This window comes from Pseudoclavibacter helvolus (assembly GCF_014191305.1).
In the GTDB taxonomy this organism is placed as follows: domain Bacteria; phylum Actinomycetota; class Actinomycetes; order Actinomycetales; family Microbacteriaceae; genus Pseudoclavibacter; species Pseudoclavibacter helvolus.
Window position 1 is genome coordinate 146,411 of sequence record NZ_JACHWJ010000005.1, and the last position, 16,029, is coordinate 162,439.

Below are 16,029 nucleotides of genomic sequence, written 5' to 3' on the forward strand. Positions count from 1 at the left end.
GATGGGTTGCAACCCATCCGGAAGTGCGAAACCCATCCCGAGACTCGTTAACGTGCGGCCGTGTCAACGCACTCGTCCATCGAGGTAGTCCGCATCGTTACTCCGGCGAAACTACGCTGCGGGCATACTCACACTATGGACTTCATCAACGAACTCATACTCACCGGCGGTGACGTGCTGTGGACGTGGCTAGTGCTGCCCATCCTCGCCCTGCTCGGCGTGTATTTCACCGTCCGCTCCGGAGTGGTCCAGTTCCGTCTCATCCCGGAGATGTTCCGCACGCTGACCGATAAGACTCCCCTCAACGATGCGGGTGAGCCTCAGTCGGTCTCCGCCTTCCAGGCGTTCACCATCTCCGCCGCTTCGCGCGTCGGTGTCGGCAACATCGCCGGCGTCGGCACCGCAATCGCCATCGGCGGACCTGGGGCCGTGTTCTGGATGTGGGCGATGGCTTTCATCGGGGGCGCGTCGAGCTTCGTCGAGTCAACGCTCGGCCAGCTCTACAAGGTGCGGGACAAGGACAGCTTCCGCGGCGGCCCCGCCTACTACATGCAGTACGGTCTCAAGTCTCGGTGGATGGGCATCCTCTTCGCCGTCATCCTCGTCATCTGCTTCCCGTTCGCGTTCAGCTCCCTTCAGGCGAACACGATCTCGGCCACGGTCTCGGCGAGCTTCGACGGTGACGTCAGCTGGATCCCCTGGGTCGTCGGGATCGTCCTCGCTGTGCTCACGGCGCTCGTCATCTTCGGCGGCGTGCACCGCATCGCCTCCATCACGCAGGCAGTCGTGCCACTCATGGCGCTCATGTACCTGCTGATGGGCATCATCATCGTCGGCATGAACATCGACCAGCTCCCAGTCGTGTTCGGGCAGATCTTCACGCAGGCCTTCGGCTTCAACGAGGTGCTCGGAGCGACGGTCGGAACGATCATCATGACGGGCGTGAAGCGAGGCATGTTCTCGAACGAGGCAGGCCTCGGCTCCGCCCCGAACGCCGGCGCGAGCGCCGCCGTCACGCACCCCGTCAAGCAGGGCCTCGTGCAGACCCTCGGCGTCTACTTCGACACGTTCCTCGTCTGCTCGATCACGGCTTTCATCGTCCTCGTCTCGACGCCGGATCTCGCAGGCGCTGAACGAGGAATCGCGCTCACGCAGGCGGCCGTCGTCGGGGCGCTCGGGCCGTGGGCGAACATACTGCTGAGCATCATCATCTTCCTGCTCGCCTTCAGTTCCATCATCGGCAACTACTACTACGGCGAGTCGAACATCGAGTTCATCAACCCCAACAAGACGGTGCTCACCGTGTACCGATTCGCCGTCGTGGCTGTCGTCCTCCTCGGCTCCATCGCCTCGGCAGACCTCATCTGGAACACGGCCGACGGAATCATGGGGCTCATGGCGCTCGTAAACCTCGTTGCCATAGGCCTGCTGTCCGGCGTCGCCTTCAAGCTGCTGAAGGATTACACCGACCAGCGCAAGCAAGGCCGCGACCCGGTCTTCACCCGCTCGCGCCTCCCCGAATTGCAGGGCGTGCACTGCTGGGAGAACGAGCTCAGCGTCACCGGGCCGCTCACCGTCATCGACGCAACAAGAACCCGCGCCTGACGCCAGCCACCTGACGCTCAGAACCGGTCCGGGCCTGCATCCACATGCGAAGTGGATGCGGGCCCGGTTCGTCTGTTCCCCTGCGGCCGAGCATGCGCCAACCGGGTTCGAGTTCAGCGAGTTCAGCGCGAATCCAGCCGATTCAGCGCGACTCCAACCGTTTCAGCGCAACTCCAGCCGGTTCGAGGGCGGGGGCGGTTTCTGACGCCCGCGTCAGCTTTCCTTGGTGTGCGGCTGAGCGTCGCGGCCGTCGAGCTGAGCGTCGATGTCCGATTCGTCGCCTTCGCTGCCGATCGGCGTCCTGTCGACGTCGGGGATGCCGTCCTCGTTCATGTCGTCGCTGCGGGCCCGCTTCGCATCGTGGCGCAGGGTGAAGGCCGCGAGGACCGCCGCGAGGAGGCTGCCACCGAGCACGGCGAGCTTCGCCGCTGCCGTGTGCTCCGAGTCGGGGAAGGACAGCTCGGCGATGAGCAGCGAGACGGTGAAGCCGATGCCTGTGAGGAAGCCCACTGGAAGCAGGTCGCGCACGCCGATCGCGTCTGGTAGCCGCAGCGGTGTGAGCTTCACGACAAGCGCCGTCATGCCGAGCACGCCGATGAGCTTGCCGAGCACAAGCGCCGCCGCAATCGCCACGAACACCGGCTGGGAGAGCACGGCTCCCAGACCGTCGCCGTCGACGATGTTCACGCCCGCAGCGAAGAAGGCGAAGACGGGCAGCGCGAAGCCGGACGAGAACGGCCCGATCTTGTCGCCGAAGCGGTGCGTGCGGGAATCCGTTTCGCCGTGGACCTTCTTTGAGGGCACGCAGAAGCCGAGGAGCACACCCGCGATGGTGGCGTGCACGCCGGACTCGTGCATGAGCACCCAGGCGACGATGGCGATCGGGATGAGCAGCCACCACGAAGGACGCTTTGAGCGCACGACAAGCAGGAACACGCCGACCGCGACGAGCGAGCCGAGGAGTGCAAGCACGTTGATGCCGGCCGTGTAGAAGATCGCGATGATGACGATCGCGAGGAGGTCGTCGACAACCGCGAGCGTCAGCAGGAAGGTGCGCACTCCACGCGGGAGGCCGCGCCCGAAGATGGCGAGGACACCGAGCGCGAAGGCGATGTCCGTGGCGGTCGGGATCGCCCAGCCGTGGAGCGCAGAGGTGTCGCCGAGCACCGAGACGGCGATCACGTAGAAGATCGCTGGCATCGCCATTCCGGCGATCGCTCCGAGGACCGGGACGGCAGCTTCCTTGGGCTTGCGGAGACTGCCCGAGACGAACTCGTGCTTGAGTTCGACGCCCACGGTGAAGAAGAAGACCGCGAGCAGGCCGTCGGCGGCCCAGGTCGCGAGCGACAGGTCGAGGTGGATGGCGGCGGGCCCGATCCTGATCGCGCTGAGCGCTTCGTAGCCGCCGCGCCACGGCGAGTTCGCCCAGATGAGCGCGATGGCGGCCGCGAATAGGAGGAGCGCTCCCCCAGTGGTCTCGCGCATGATCCACGCGTTCAGTCGCGCGAAGCCTGTCGGTCGTGTGGCGGGTGCTGTCATGGTTCTCCTGACGTCTGAGACCGGCCAGCGAAGTGCGGCTCGGCCGCCGACCAGACTTCCCGGCACACCGGGATTCGAGTCTACCGCCGAACGATGCCGGTCAGAGGCCGCGGGTGAGGACCTCGTCGAGGGCCGCGACGAAGGTGTCGGCGCTCTCCTTCGTGAAGCAGAGCGGCGGCTTCACCTTGAGGACGTTGCCGCGGTCTCCCGTAGGCTGCACGACGATGCCGAGGGCGAGCATCCGGTCGCAGAGGGCCCGCGTCTCGGCGGCGGCGGGCTCGAGCGTCTCGCGGTCGCGCACCAGCTCGATGCCCTGGTAGAGGCCTCGCCCGTGGATCGCGCCGATGAGCGGCTGTCGCTCGGCGAGGGCGAGCAGTTGCTCGCGCAGGTGGCCGCCGACCTCGCGTGCGTTCTCCTGCAGGCGATCGTCGCGCATGATGTCGAGCACGGTGACGCCGAGCTTCGCGCTGAGGGTCGAACCGCCGGCGGACGAGAAGAAGGTGCCCTGATCGGCGAGTGCCTGCGCTATCTCCGCGCGCGTGATGACGGCGCCGAGCGGATGCCCGTTGCCCATGGCCTTGGCGACCGTCACGACGTCAGGGACGATCGCCTCACCGTCGGGCCCAGCGTGTTGCTCGAAGCCCCAGAACACGTCGCCCTGGCGCCCGTATCCGACCTGCACCTCGTCGGAGATCACCACTCCCCCGCCGGCCCGCACGGCGTCGTAGACGGCGGGGAGGTAGCCGGCCGGCACCTCGATGGCGCCGGCGTTGCCGTTGCGCGGCTCGGCGATGAACGTGCCGACGGGAGTGCCGGCGGCGGCGAGGCGGTCGAGCTCGGCGATCGCATCCGCCGCGAACAGCTCGCCAGCGCGATCGCCGCGGTGCGTGCCCCGGTAGGCGTTCGGAGCGTCGAACGCGTGCACCCACGGCGCGCGCCGCTCGGCGGCGAGCGGGTTGTCCGACGTCGAGGTCGAGACGGCATCGGCCGCGTACGACCAGCCGTGGTACGACTCCTCGACGCACGCCACGTCGTCGCGGCCCGTGAACGCCTTAGTCAGCCGCAGCGCGAGGTCGACCGCCTCGGTGCCGCTGTTGACGAGCAGCACCGTGTCGAAGGTGTCGGGCAGTGTGTCGAGGAGGCGCTGGCCGAGCTCGGCGACCGACGCGTAGTTGAAGCGGGAGTTGGTGTTGAGCATGCGCCACTGCTGCGCGACGGCGTCGGCGAGCACGGGATGCCCGTGGCCGAGCGCCGTCACGTTGTTGACCATGTCGAGGTAGTGGCGGCCGTCGGTGTCGATGAGCATCTCGCGCCAGCCGCGCTCGATCTGCGGCGGATGCGCGTAGTAGTGGCCCTGCAAGGGCGCGTAGGCGTCGAGTCGCGCGCGGAGCGTCTCCTCGGCTCCACCCGCACGGACGTCGCTCGGCGTGAGCCCGACGAGCTCGCTCGGGTCGCCGATCACCGCGAGCCAGGCGGGGAACTCCTCGGTCGTCACGAAGCGCGGGACGGGCGCAGCCGCCGCATCCAGTGCCGATACTTCGCCGAGCTGCAGGGTGACCTGCGCCCAGCCGGCGATCTCGCAGAACGGCTCCCCCGCCTGGACTCGCGTGGATTCCTCGGGGCTCTCGCCTTCCAAGGAGCGGCCCTCGATGAGTCCTCGCGCACCGGCGACGACGATTGTGCGAGCCCCGTCGGAAATTGTGACGTGACCATCGGCCGCCGACACGAGCCCGTCGAAGGGAGCGACGAGCGCGAGGTCGCCTGTGCTGTACAGCTCGACCCCCGTTGCGACGTTGACGGGGGCGTCGTGGGTGACGCCGACCGATCGCGTGAGCCGGGGCTCGCCGAAGCGAGTCGCCGCTACCCCGCTGCTCCGCGCTGCGAGGAGAAGCAACTGGGCTTCTGCCTCGGCGCCTTCTTCACCGAGCCAGGACCCGTCGCGCAGGGACGTGCTCGTGTAGTCGAGCGTGACGACGCGGGCGCTCCGCGCGAGCTGCGCGTCGAGCATCGTCACGCCGCCAGAAGCCGAACCGGGCCCGGGCCCGGGCACCACGTTGCGGCCGAGTGCACGCCGGATGGCGGCCGTCGCGACGCGCGAGTCGAGACCGGCGGGGACGGCGAAGATGGTCCACTCGCGTTCGAGCGCCTCCTCGGCGTAGTCGTTGCCCTCATCGATGGCGACCTGCTGCAAGCCGCTGACCACGAGCGTCGCACCGCGCAGCACGATGAGCGACCAGAGCGCGTCGACCTCCGCGTCGGTGAGGTGCACCACCTCGTCGAACGCGCGGATAAGCGGCAGCACGGCGAGCGGGCGCGCGGGGTCGTGGTGGAACACCGCCGTGCACGCGACGGCCAGCTCGGCGATGCGCCAGCCGGTGCCGACGTCCCCGAAGTCGATGATGCCCGAGAGCTGGGGTCGCCCGAGTTCGCCCGCGGTCGCGACGAGGTTGTCGTCGGTGAGGTCGCCGTGGATGGCCTGCAGGGGCAGCGAGTCCTTGAGCGGTGCCAGCACTGCCGTGGCGTCCTCGAGCGCGCCGAGCACAAGTGCCCGCCGCTCCGGGTCTGCGACGTAGTTGATGAGCTCTTCGACGAGCCGCTCGCCGACTCGCAAGTCCCACTGCAGCTCGCGGTTGAGTCCCGGATGCTCGAAGTCGCCGAGCGTCGCGACAACCTGCCCGACGAGTGTGCCCATCGCGGCGATCGTCTCTGCCGAGAAGTGCTCGAAGTCGATGAGCGGCGTTCCCTCGACAAACGTCAGGAGGCGAATGCTGTGCGGGGCCCCGTCGACCTCGGCCGCCTCGATCTCGCGGCCGTTGACGCTCGGGATCGGGGCCGGCGACGGGTGGCCTGCCGCGTGCATCCGCTGCATCGCCTCGTTCTGCGCCTCGATCTCGTCGCGGCGCACGGCGCGGTTGCTGATCTTGAAGAGGACCCGACGGCCATCGGGCTCGGAGGCTGAGCTTGGCTCCGTGAACAAGAAGTTGCGGTCTTGTTGGCTGCCGAGCTCGCGCACCTCGCCGGAGACGCCGTAGAGCTCGCTCGCGAGGCGACGAACCTCGTCGACGGTGACGTTCGGCCGTGGAAGGCCCTCTGAGAATTCGGCCAAGGCTGCTCCCCTTCGAGTCGTCGACCAATAAGCGGTCGAACCGAGGCAATGCTAGCGGCGGCCGCCGACATTACGGGCGGGGAGTGGCGCCCACGACTCGAGATGGGTTCCTCATCTCGGGATGGGTTGCTACCCATCCGGAGGTGAGGAACCCATCCCGAGACTCCGACGAAGGAGTCCGAGAAAAGAGCACGACGCCGAAGGAGTCCCGGGCCGAACGACGCCCGGAAGACCCTCGCCCTACGCCAGCTCCTCCGCGAGCTTGCGGGCGCCGCGCACGGCGATGGCGACGCTCATGAGGGTGGGGTTCATGGTCGTGGCGGTGGGGATGAGCCCGTTGCCGCCGACGTAGAGGTTGTCCGTGCCCCAGACGCGCGAGTACGGGTCGGCGACCGTCGTGCCGTCGTCGGCTGATCCGGCGCGCATCGTGCCCTGGTAGTGGAGGCTCGACCCGTTGGGGAGGAGGCGCGGCTCGGCGATGAACGTGCCGAGCTTCTCGCCGGCCCGGCGCAGGTGCGCCTCGCCCTCGGCGATCTCCGCCTTCTCGACGTCGGTAAGCGCATACTCGACCGTCATGTTCGGGAAGCCGCGGTAGTCGAGCTCGTCGTCGTGGAACGTGATGCCGTCCTCGACGCGCGGATGCTTGCGCATCCCGTACCCCATGTTGACGTAGCCCCAGCGGTTGCCGGCGTGCGGATGCGCGGGGTCGAGCGGAAACGGCGGGTTCTCGGCGTACATGACCTGCAGGGAGAAGGGGTGGTCTGGCTCCGAGAACGGGATGCGGTTGACGGCGCCCACGGGGTCGGCGGGGTTGAGGGCGCGCCGCGCGAGCTCCTCTTTGAGGTCGGCGTCCGCGGCGAAGCGGGCCATGCCCTCCGGGTCGAGCGCCACCGTCGAGATGACGACGGGGTGCTCCGTGAGGTAGCGGCCGAGCGCGGCCGGGCGGATGCCGGATGCCCAGAGGAGCTGCGGGGAGCGGAACGCGTCGGCCGCGACGACGACGGCGTCCGCGGCGAAAAAGCTCGGCTCGCGCGTGCGGAGGTCCTCGACGGTGACGCCCGTGACGCGCGTGCCCTTGCCGTCGCCGTCGCGCTCGACCCGACGCACGAGGGTGAGGTCGCGCAGCTCGAAGCGCTCGGCGAGCGGGTTCCCTGCCTCGACGAGCGGGCCGAAGACGACGTCGGCGCCCGCCCAGCGCACCGTGCCGTCTGGCTGCTGGTCGCCCGCGACGGGCAGGGTGCCTGGACCGAACCCGTCCGGCAGCTCGGCGGCGAACTCCTCGGCCAGGAGCGAGCGGATGGCCTCGCCGACCCCGGAGTCGGCGAAGGCCGCCGACTGCACGTGGAGCAGCTGCTCGGCGTTGGCGAGCAGCTCCTCCCACTCGTCGCTCTCGATGAAGTCGACGCGCTCGCTGAACTCCGGGGCTGGCGTCGCGCACGTCCAGTGCGCCGGCGGATTCCGGCGGAGAAGTTCTGACACATAGTTATGAGATTCCGGAGGTCGCGGACCCTCGCACCCACACCCAGACACCTTGCTTCAGAGGTGAGACGTCGCGAAACCCTAGGGTTTCGCGAGCTTGAAGTCGGGCACAGAGGCCATTGTGTGCGACGGTGAGGCGTGGACTTTGTTGACTGCTCCAGAAACAATGGTGGAGTGAATCGGGATGACGTCTGGTCCAGTGTTGATGCCGAGCGAAGGTCGGTGGTAGCGGATCTCGAGTCGCTGGAGCCGTCACGGTGGGCGCTGCCTTCGCTGTGCGCGGGGCTTTCGGTGCGAGAGGTACTGGCGCATATGACGGTCAGCGGGGCGGTGTCTGGGCCGCGATGGTTTGCTGGCGTCGTTCGTGCGCGGTTCGACTTCGATCAGCAGGTGCATGATCGTCTCCGCGAGCAGCTCGGTCGTGACGGTGTGGACACCTTGCGCCGGTTCGCGGCGACGGTCGGCAGTCGTGTGTCGCCTCCTCTGCCGAGGTTGGCGCTGCTGGGTGAGATGGTCGTGCACGGTGAGGACATCCGTTGGTCGTTGGGGATTGAGCGGACGTATCCGCCCGTAGTCCTTGCGGCACTGTTGCGGTACTACGCGAGCACGGACCAGGTGGTGGTCGCCAAGAAGCGGGTTCGAGGCCTCAAGCTTGAAGCGACCGATCAGGACATTGTCGTGGGACGGGGGGACGTGGTTCGAGGACCTGCGCTCGCGCTCATTATGGCCATGGTCGGGCGGAGCGCGTTCCTCCCGCAACTTTCGGGGTCCGGCGCGTCGGTTCTTGCTGCGAAGTAGCGCGAACCTACCTCTCGGACGACCGAGTGTTCGTCGGTGGCTACCGCTGTCGCATCGGGACGACCCAAAACCCATGGGTTTCGCGAACACTTCGGGGGTCCTTGTGGGTGGGGGTCCCGTGCCCGCAGCACGAGTCCCACGCATCTGGCCCGGCTCAAACGGGCTGCCCCTCTCGCCATGCTGCGGACAGGACACCCCCGTGAGGAGTGAAGGAGACCTTGGGGGCATGACTGGCGCCATGGAGGGCTCACACGGGTCGTTCGTCGCGTCGTGTCCTCTTGGGGCGTGGGCCGCGCTATGCCGCTCGAAGCGCTCCTCATCAGCGTCACTGTGTTACTCACGCTTCTTGGCACGGGCGTCACAGCATTCGCGTACCTCTGATCTGAGAACACTGGCTCTCAGTTGTCAGCGGCGATCGGATGGGCGCGGGGCATTCTGGCGGCCACCATCGCAATAGGACTGCCGGTACATAGCAGATCACACCATGGGAGGGGAAGGGTGGGTTCTCCCATCCAAGTATCAGGATCGGTGGCCGTGGCCTCGTAAAAGCGTGTTTCATCTGGTGTTTCTGGAGCCTAGACGCCTCACTTCTGCCCGAGTGCGTGCGGTGTTGCCATCTTTCTGGCACTGGGGGAGGGGAATGGTGGAGTCAGTTGCGTCTGTCGCGAGCAACGTCCCCGGAGTTCATGAACGAAAGGACCACAATGTCCAATCTGTATCCCCCGGCTTCCCCCTCGGATGAGCCGTTCGAGTCGAGGAGCGACGCCGAAGCCGGGCCCCTGAGCGACGAAGCGCGGCTCAGAGCCCCCAACCCGACCCCGCTCTTCGACAGCGTCGCCCCCGGTACGCCGCCGCCTGCTCTAACGTCTACGACGCCCAGCGATGGTTCGTCGTCGCGCACGGATGCCGCGAAGCAGCAGGCCTCGGAGGTGAAAGACACTGTGAAGGCTGAGGCGCAGAACGTCGCCGGTACGGCGAAGGCGGAAGCCAAGAATGTGGCGGGTACCGCCAAGGCTGAGGCGAAGAACGTCGCGGGCGAGGCGAAAGTGCAGGCCAAGGATTTGTACCGGCAGACGACTCGGCAGCTGACCGAGCAGGCCTCCCAGCAGCAGGAGCGCGCCGCGTCCGGGCTCAAGTCCCTCAGCGGCGAGTTCCACGACATGGTCGAGAAGTCGGAAGCGCACGGCATCGCCGGTGAACTCGTGCGCCGATCGGCCGAGCTGACGGGAGCTGTCGGCGACTGGCTCGAAGCGCGCGGACCAGGCGAGGTCGTGAACGAGGTCAAGTCCTTCGCTCGCCGCAAGCCCGGCACGTTCATCGCGATCGCGGCCATCACCGGCCTCGTCGCAGGCCGCCTCACCCGGTCTCTCGCGGAAGCCGCGAAGGACGACCACGAGGACGGCAGCACGGCCGCCGCCACCCCGCAGGAGTCCCGGACGCGAGCGACGTTCACCGCCGCAGACACGTACGACACCGCGGACAGCGGGACGACCTCGATCGGCGACGGCGGATCCGGCGCGGTCGGCACCGGGACGCAGGCGGGCCCGCAGATCGGCACTCCCCCGCAACACGGGTCGACCCCGCCCCCGGTGACCGAGCCGAACACGTACGCGTTCGGTGACGACACCCCCGCGTACACGACCGACGACACGCCACTGCACCGAGCAGCCGACGACGACGACACGCTCCCGCCGCGCGGCGCGGGACTCTAAGGGGCGCGCGCATGAGCGACTATCCAGCACCCCCTCCCCACCGCCCCGCGGAACCCGTCGGAGACACCTCCCTCGGTGATCTGATGGGCCGCGTCACCTCCGACATCTCCACCCTCATGCGCCAGGAGGTGGCACTCGCGAAAGCGGAGCTCACCGAATCGGCGAAGAAGACCGGTGCGGGCGCTGGCCTCCTCGGCGGTGGCGGCTACGCGGGCCTCATGGCCGTGTTCTTTCTCTCCGTGGCCGCCTGGTGGGGCCTCGGCTACCTGATCGGCAACGCCTGGTCCGCGGTCGTCGTCGCCGTCATCTGGGGCATCATCGCCGCGACCTTGTTCGCGGTCGGCCGCAGCAAGCTCAAGACGGTGGACGGCGCTCCGCAGACCGTCGACACCCTTAAGCAGATTCCCGACACGCTCAACCCGAACGGAGATCACCGATGACGAACGACCCAGACCAGATCCGCGCTGACATCGAACGCACCCGCTCCAGCCTCGGCAGTGACGTCGACGCCCTCGCCGACAAGGTCAGTCCCTCACACATCGTGGACCGGCAGACAGAGGCAGTGAAGAACAAGCTGGGCAGCGTCCGCGACTCCATCATGGGCGCCCGCGATGACGCTGGCGGTGCCGTCAGCGACGCATCCGACACGGTGGTGCAGAAAGCGAAAGGCAACCCGCTCGCTGTCGGCCTCATCGCGCTCGGAGCCGGCTGGCTCCTGTCCTCCCTTATCCCGGTGAGCGAGAAAGAGAAGGAGGTCGCGTCAAAAGCCAAGGATGTGGCCCAGCCGCTCGTCGACGAGGTGACGGATGCGGCAAAGGGCGTCGCCGCCGAACTCAAAGAACCAGCTACCGACGCTGTGAACGCCGTTCGGGACACTGCCACGAGCGCCGCGGAGAACGTCAAGGGTGAGGCGACGAGCTCCGCGGAGACGGTGAAGTCGGAGGCGAGCTCGTCCACGGAAACCGTCAAGGGCTCCGCCCAGGACGCGAAACACACCGTGCAGCAGCAAGGCTCCTGACCCCGCACTACGCCGAGACGGCGGTGGCCGGGATGCGCATACTGCGCATCCCGGCCGTTGCCCTTTCCACCTCATCTCCGCACGATCCAGAAAGCAGCACGACGATGACAACCGACACCCCACGCGCCAGCGAAAAGCTCACCGCTCCAGACCCGGACGACGCGCGCAAGCCCGACGGCCCCACGGACATCCACAAACGGTCCTGGAAATACGTCGCCGGGAAGACCGTGCGCGAGTTCTCCGCTGACCAATGCACCGACATTGCCGCGTCCCTCACCTACTACGCCGTCCTGGCGCTCTTCCCAGCCCTCATCGCACTGTTCTCGCTCCTCGGCGTCATCGGCCAGGGACAGGCCGCCGCCGACGCGGTCCTCGGCATCGTCGACGAAGCGGCCCCAGGTGGCGCCGCGGACGTGATCCGCGGCCCCATCGAGCAGTTCGCGTCCTCCCCCGCGGCAGGATTCGCGCTCATCACGGGTCTCGCTGTCGCGATCTGGTCCGCATCCGGGTATGTGGGTGCGTTCAGCCGCGGCATGAACCGCATCTACGAGATCGAAGAAGGCCGCCCCTTCTGGAAGCTCAAGCCCCAGCAGCTACTGGTGACCCTCATCGCGATCGTGCTGATCGCGATCGCAGCGATCATTCTGGTGGTTTCCGGCCCCGTGACCGAGGCAATCGGAAGCGCCCTCGGGGTAGGCGAGACCGTCACCACCATCTGGTCCATCGCGAAATGGCCGGTGCTCGCGCTGGTCGTCATCCTGGTCGTTGCGATCCTGTACTACGCGACCCCGAATGCGAAGCAACCCAAGTTCCGGTGGATGAGCATGGGGGCGTTCCTCGCGATCCTCATCCTCGGCATCGCGACCGTCGCGTTTGGGTTCTACGTCGCGAATTTCTCCAACTACGACAAGAACTACGGCTCCCTGGCCGGGGTCATCATCTTCCTGCTGTGGTTGTGGATCGCGAACAACGCACTCCTGTTCGGCGCCGAGTTCGACGCTGAGCTCGAACGAGGCCGACAACTGCAGGCCGGCATCGCCGCCGAAGAAGACATCCAGCTGCCCCCACGAGACACGAAACGCAGCGACAAAGCCGCCAAGAAAGAAGCGGAAGACATCGCCGAAGGACGCCGCATCCGCACCGAAGCGAAGGACACCCAGTAACCGGGGGTCTTCGCAGGCCCCCTGGTGGCGGTTGCCGACTCGTGAGCCGAGGCGCAATCGCCACCCCCATGTTCCACATACCGAGCGGTCTCGCGGGGCGGATGCCCGGCCACAGGACGTATCCCGTGCGACGGCAACGAAGATGGGATCTTCGTCGTAACTGCGGGTTGCCCACAGTCCTGTTCTCCCCGGCAGCGTGGTGGTTCGTGATGGAGTCTCCGTGCGTAGAGTGCGTTGAGGCCAGGAGCTGGTCTGGCTGTCCATCGACACGCAGACGAGAGGGGGGCGAGTGGGAATGCACGCTGACTGGGTGTGTGTGGTTCTGTTCGCCACGCCGTTGCTGAACCGTCCCAGGTTCTGTGCCGCTTCTATGCGGGGATCGGCTCTCTGTTGAGAGTCGCGTAGTGGGCCGCCTCGTATTCTTGGGGGCTGACCATTCCGAGGCTACCGTGGAGCCTTCGGTGGTTGTACCAATCGACCCAGCCGGCGGTGGCGAATTCGACGTCCGCGGCCGTTTTGTACGCACCGTCGTGGAACACGGTCGTGCGGATGCACTCGGCTTTGTAGAGGCCGTTGATGGTCTCCATGAGTGCATTATCGTACGCGTCGCCGACGGTCCCGATCGAGGGAGCGATGCCCTCGATCGCGAGGTGCTCGGTAAGGCGAACAGACGTGTACTGACCGGACTCAACCGGTGGTTGCAACACCGAGTTGTTGGAGCAAGAGTAGCTGCTCGTTGAGTGCTTCCGCGGGTGTCTTCCAATCGAGTGATTTGCGGGGGCGTGTGTTGAGCGCGTGAGCGACGGCATCGATGTCCTCGGCATCCCAGCGGGAGAGGTCGGTGCCTTTCGGGAAGTACTGGCGCAGCAGCCCGTTGGTGTTTTCGTTCGTGCCGCGTTGCCATGGAGATTGTGGGTCGGCGAAGAACACGGGGATGCCCGTCTCGACGCGGAACTGCGCGTGCGCGGACATTTCTTTGCCGCGATCCCAGGTCAGCGAGCGTGTCAGTTGCGCGGGCAGCCTGGACATCGTGGTTGCGAGGGCGTTCTTCATCGTGAGCGCCCCGTAGCCGGCCAGCGCCGGGCCGTTCTTCGGTGTCGCCTTGTGTTGGTAGCCTTCCTCGCGAGGCAGATGAACGAGCAACGTGTATCGAGTCTTGCGTTCGACGACGGTGCCCACGGCCGATCGCTCGAGCCCGATCACCAGATCGCCCTCCCAGTGCCCTGGAACGGCGCGATCTTCTACTTCTGCCGGGCGCTCGCTGATGAGGGTCTCGGGTGTGACGTGCGCCCAGGTCTTTCGCCGTGATCGCTCCCGTGGGACGCGCAGCGCCCGTCCGGTGCGTAAGCACCACACGAGCTCGCGCTTGAGCGCGCCGCGCCCCTCGATGTAGAGCGACTGATAGATCGCTTCGGGACTGATGCGCATGGACTCATCATCCGGGAAATCGATCTTCAGGCGGTGCGAGATCTGCTCCGGACTCCATGCCCATGACCACGCTCGGTCCTTGCGGTGCGGCTTGCCTCGGCCCGTGAACCGTGGCGGCTCGGGCCCCGTGACGACCGTGCCATCCGGGCGAGTGATTTTTCCCGAGAGGCGGTCCTCGACGTAGGCGCGCAATCGCGGGAATGCAACAAGCTTCGCGACTTTCGGTCGCTTCGCGGTCAGGTCAGCTTTCCATTGGGCGACCGAGGCCCGGTACTCCACTTTCCCGCCCCGTGTCGCGGCGTTGCGTCGCAGCTCACGAGAGATGGTTCCCGCGTCACGACCGATCGAGCGTGCGATCTCACGCACGCCTTTGCCTTGCGCTTTTAGCAGCGCGATTTCCTCACGCTCCGCGAAGGAGAGGTAGCGGCCTGTTGGCTGCTGGGTGATGTCGAACGGTGCCATGCCGCCAGCGTGACGGAACCAGCGGGCGCCGACTGCGGGCGCCACGCCGACAAGAAGAGCTGCTTCCTCCGCCAACAATCCCGCCGCCATGTGTCCCCAGAACGCCGCCTCGACCGGCCGCTGGAACTTGGGATGCCCGGGAGACCGAAGCTTCGGTCGAATCGCCTTGTCTGCTGCTTGCTGTCGTCGAACCATCGAACACCTCCGGATGAGGGTGTTGCGACGACCGATTGAATCCGCCCTGAGAGCCAGCATCGGAGTGATGAATCAGTTGCTGCGGCCCGACGGGGTGGCCTTGTCGTTCGCGTTCCCAGAGCGCCAACCGCAGCGGCGTCAGAACGAGATCGACGTGTTTCCCGGTCTGCGCGTGCCAGGCGACGATGCGCTGCGAGAACACGTCCAGGATGAACGCGACGTACACCCAACCGGCCCACGTGCGCACGTAGGTGAAGTCGGTCACCCACGTGTGGTCAGGGCGGGGAGCGGTGAAGTCGCGGTTGAGGAGATCTCCCGCACGGATGCCGTCCTTGGCCTGGATCGTGGTCCGGGTCGATTTCGCGCGCGTCACACCTTCGAGGCCCAGTGAACGCATGGCCCGGTCGACCGCGCCGCGCGAAGCGTCGGCGATCGCGGAGCGACGGATTAGGGCGGTCATCTTCTTCCGCCCGTACAGGCCTTCCGGAGTCAGCTTCCGACGTCTCGTCCCGCTCGCGTCGGCGCTGGTCTTCCACGCGGCGTCCCCGACCGCGTCCTCGACGATGGCGTCGGTGACGGTTCGCGGCGAGACGCGCCCCTGCTTCCAGGCTCGGTAGGTGCGCGCGGCGATCTGCACGCCCTGCTCTCGCAGGACGCGCACGATCGACTCGACCGCGAGCCCCTCGGCGCGGAGCTGATCGACGAAGGCCATAATCAGCGGTTGCGGGGGTCGAGTTCCCCCACGAAGAAAGTCGTCGCCGCTTTCAGGACCGCGACGTCGTCTCTGAGCTGTTTGTTCTCCGCCTTCAGGCGGCGGATCTCCGCATGCTCATCGCTGGTCGGACCGTCACGGTCACCGGCATCGATCTCGGCTTGCAGCACCCACCGCCGCAGGGACTCCGGGCCTACACCTTCCTGCCGGGCTATGGCCGCGATCGCTTTCGCTCTCGACGGATACTCACTGCCGTGCTCCCGCACGAGCCGCACTGCTCGCTCACGCAGCGCGGGATCAATCTTCTTTGGCATGACGCCATCCTTTCAACTCGAAAGGAAACGGCACCAAACCTAGGACGGTTCGTCCCAATCCCGGTCGGAGAACGTTCGCTTCTTCCAGGCATAGAACGCCTGTTTCGTGAACCCCAGAACCCGGCAGGCCACCGCGACAGCGATCCCGTCAGCGGCAAGGTCAAGGACCAGCGGGAACATCATTTTGGGCCGACCTCGCGCGAAGCGAAGTACGCCAACGCCCGCCGCATCACCTCCGCCTCCTGCTCGAGAAGGCGATTGCGACGCTTCAGATCACGCATCTCAGTCGACTCGGCCGAGGCGACACCGAGCTTGACCCCGTCCTCGATATCGGCCTTCTTCATCCAGTTCGTGATCGAGTTCTCCGATATCCCGAAGTCTTTCGCGATCTGCGCGAGGGGTGCCTCTCCCTTGCGCGCGACGGCGACGACATCCCGGCGGAACTCCTCCGGATACGGCTTTGGCATGACTGCCATCCATCCAGCAGCGACCATCGGT

Annotated in this window: 10 protein-coding genes and 3 pseudogenes; 6 read left to right on the forward strand and 7 right to left on the reverse strand. The window is 66.8% G+C overall.

What is annotated here, in order from left to right; genetic code table 11:
- Window positions 1-135 precede the first annotated feature (135 nt).
- Window positions 136-1,605, forward strand: coding sequence for an alanine/glycine:cation symporter family protein (locus FHX72_RS15425; protein ID WP_183626257.1), 1,470 nt, complete (start codon window positions 136-138; stop codon window positions 1,603-1,605).
- Window positions 1,606-1,818: 213 nt separating this feature from the next.
- On the opposite strand, the gene nhaA is transcribed toward FHX72_RS15425, so the two are convergent.
- The 3 genes from nhaA to FHX72_RS15440 all read right to left on the reverse strand — a co-directional run bounded on the left by nhaA (window position 1,819) and on the right by FHX72_RS15440 (window position 7,729).
- Entirely contained in the window at window positions 1,819-3,144 is a 1,326-nt protein-coding gene (nhaA, locus tag FHX72_RS15430; RefSeq protein ID WP_183626259.1) for a Na+/H+ antiporter NhaA, read from the reverse strand.
- A 100-nt stretch (window positions 3,145-3,244) separates the two neighbouring features.
- Window positions 3,245-6,250 carry an aminotransferase gene (locus FHX72_RS15435; RefSeq protein WP_183626261.1) on the reverse strand — a complete coding sequence of 1,002 codons (3,006 nt, stop codon included), beginning with the start codon at window positions 6,248-6,250 and terminating at the stop codon, window positions 3,245-3,247.
- Window positions 6,251-6,490: 240 nt separating this feature from the next.
- Window positions 6,491-7,729 carry a GMC oxidoreductase gene (locus FHX72_RS15440; protein WP_338110147.1) on the reverse strand — a complete coding sequence of 413 codons (1,239 nt, stop codon included), beginning with the start codon at window positions 7,727-7,729 and terminating at the stop codon, window positions 6,491-6,493.
- A gap of 174 nt (window positions 7,730-7,903) precedes the next feature.
- Between FHX72_RS15440 and FHX72_RS15445 the strand changes: the two genes are divergently transcribed.
- The 5 genes from FHX72_RS15445 to FHX72_RS15465 all read left to right on the forward strand — a co-directional run bounded on the left by FHX72_RS15445 (window position 7,904) and on the right by FHX72_RS15465 (window position 12,420).
- A complete protein-coding gene (locus FHX72_RS15445; RefSeq protein WP_095376864.1) occupies window positions 7,904-8,527 on the forward strand; it encodes a maleylpyruvate isomerase family mycothiol-dependent enzyme in 624 nt (207 codons plus the stop codon).
- Window positions 8,528-9,231: 704 nt separating this feature from the next.
- Window positions 9,232-10,239 carry a hypothetical protein gene (locus tag FHX72_RS15450; RefSeq protein WP_183626265.1) on the forward strand — a complete coding sequence of 336 codons (1,008 nt, stop codon included), beginning with the start codon at window positions 9,232-9,234 and terminating at the stop codon, window positions 10,237-10,239.
- A gap of 11 nt (window positions 10,240-10,250) precedes the next feature.
- The gene (locus FHX72_RS15455; protein ID WP_068481741.1) at window positions 10,251-10,679 is read left to right on the forward strand and encodes a phage holin family protein; all 429 of its coding nucleotides are present in this window, start codon (window positions 10,251-10,253) and stop codon (window positions 10,677-10,679) included.
- On the forward strand, window positions 10,676-11,257 hold the full coding sequence (locus FHX72_RS15460) for a DUF3618 domain-containing protein (protein ID WP_183626267.1): 582 nt from the start codon (window positions 10,676-10,678) through the stop codon (window positions 11,255-11,257). The genes FHX72_RS15455 and FHX72_RS15460 overlap by 4 nt, the downstream gene beginning before the upstream one ends.
- Window positions 11,258-11,361: 104 nt before the next feature.
- Window positions 11,362-12,420, forward strand: coding sequence for a YihY/virulence factor BrkB family protein (locus tag FHX72_RS15465; RefSeq protein WP_068481736.1), 1,059 nt, complete (start codon window positions 11,362-11,364; stop codon window positions 12,418-12,420).
- A gap of 368 nt (window positions 12,421-12,788) precedes the next feature.
- Here FHX72_RS15465 and FHX72_RS15470 read toward each other — a convergent pair.
- The 4 genes and pseudogenes from FHX72_RS15470 to FHX72_RS15490 form a co-directional block, all read right to left on the reverse strand.
- Window positions 12,789-13,100, reverse strand: a pseudogene (locus FHX72_RS15470) (integrase core domain-containing protein); the annotation flags it as partial.
- A gap of 7 nt (window positions 13,101-13,107) precedes the next feature.
- Entirely contained in the window at window positions 13,108-14,505 is a 1,398-nt protein-coding gene (locus FHX72_RS15475; RefSeq protein ID WP_183626269.1) for an IS30 family transposase, read from the reverse strand.
- A 40-nt stretch (window positions 14,506-14,545) separates the two neighbouring features.
- A pseudogene (locus FHX72_RS15480) lies at window positions 14,546-15,531 on the reverse strand (IS3 family transposase); the annotation flags it as partial.
- Window positions 15,532-15,579: 48 nt separating this feature from the next.
- Window positions 15,580-15,998: pseudogene (locus tag FHX72_RS15490) on the reverse strand (transposase); the annotation flags it as partial.
- Window positions 15,999-16,029: the final 31 nt, after the last annotated feature.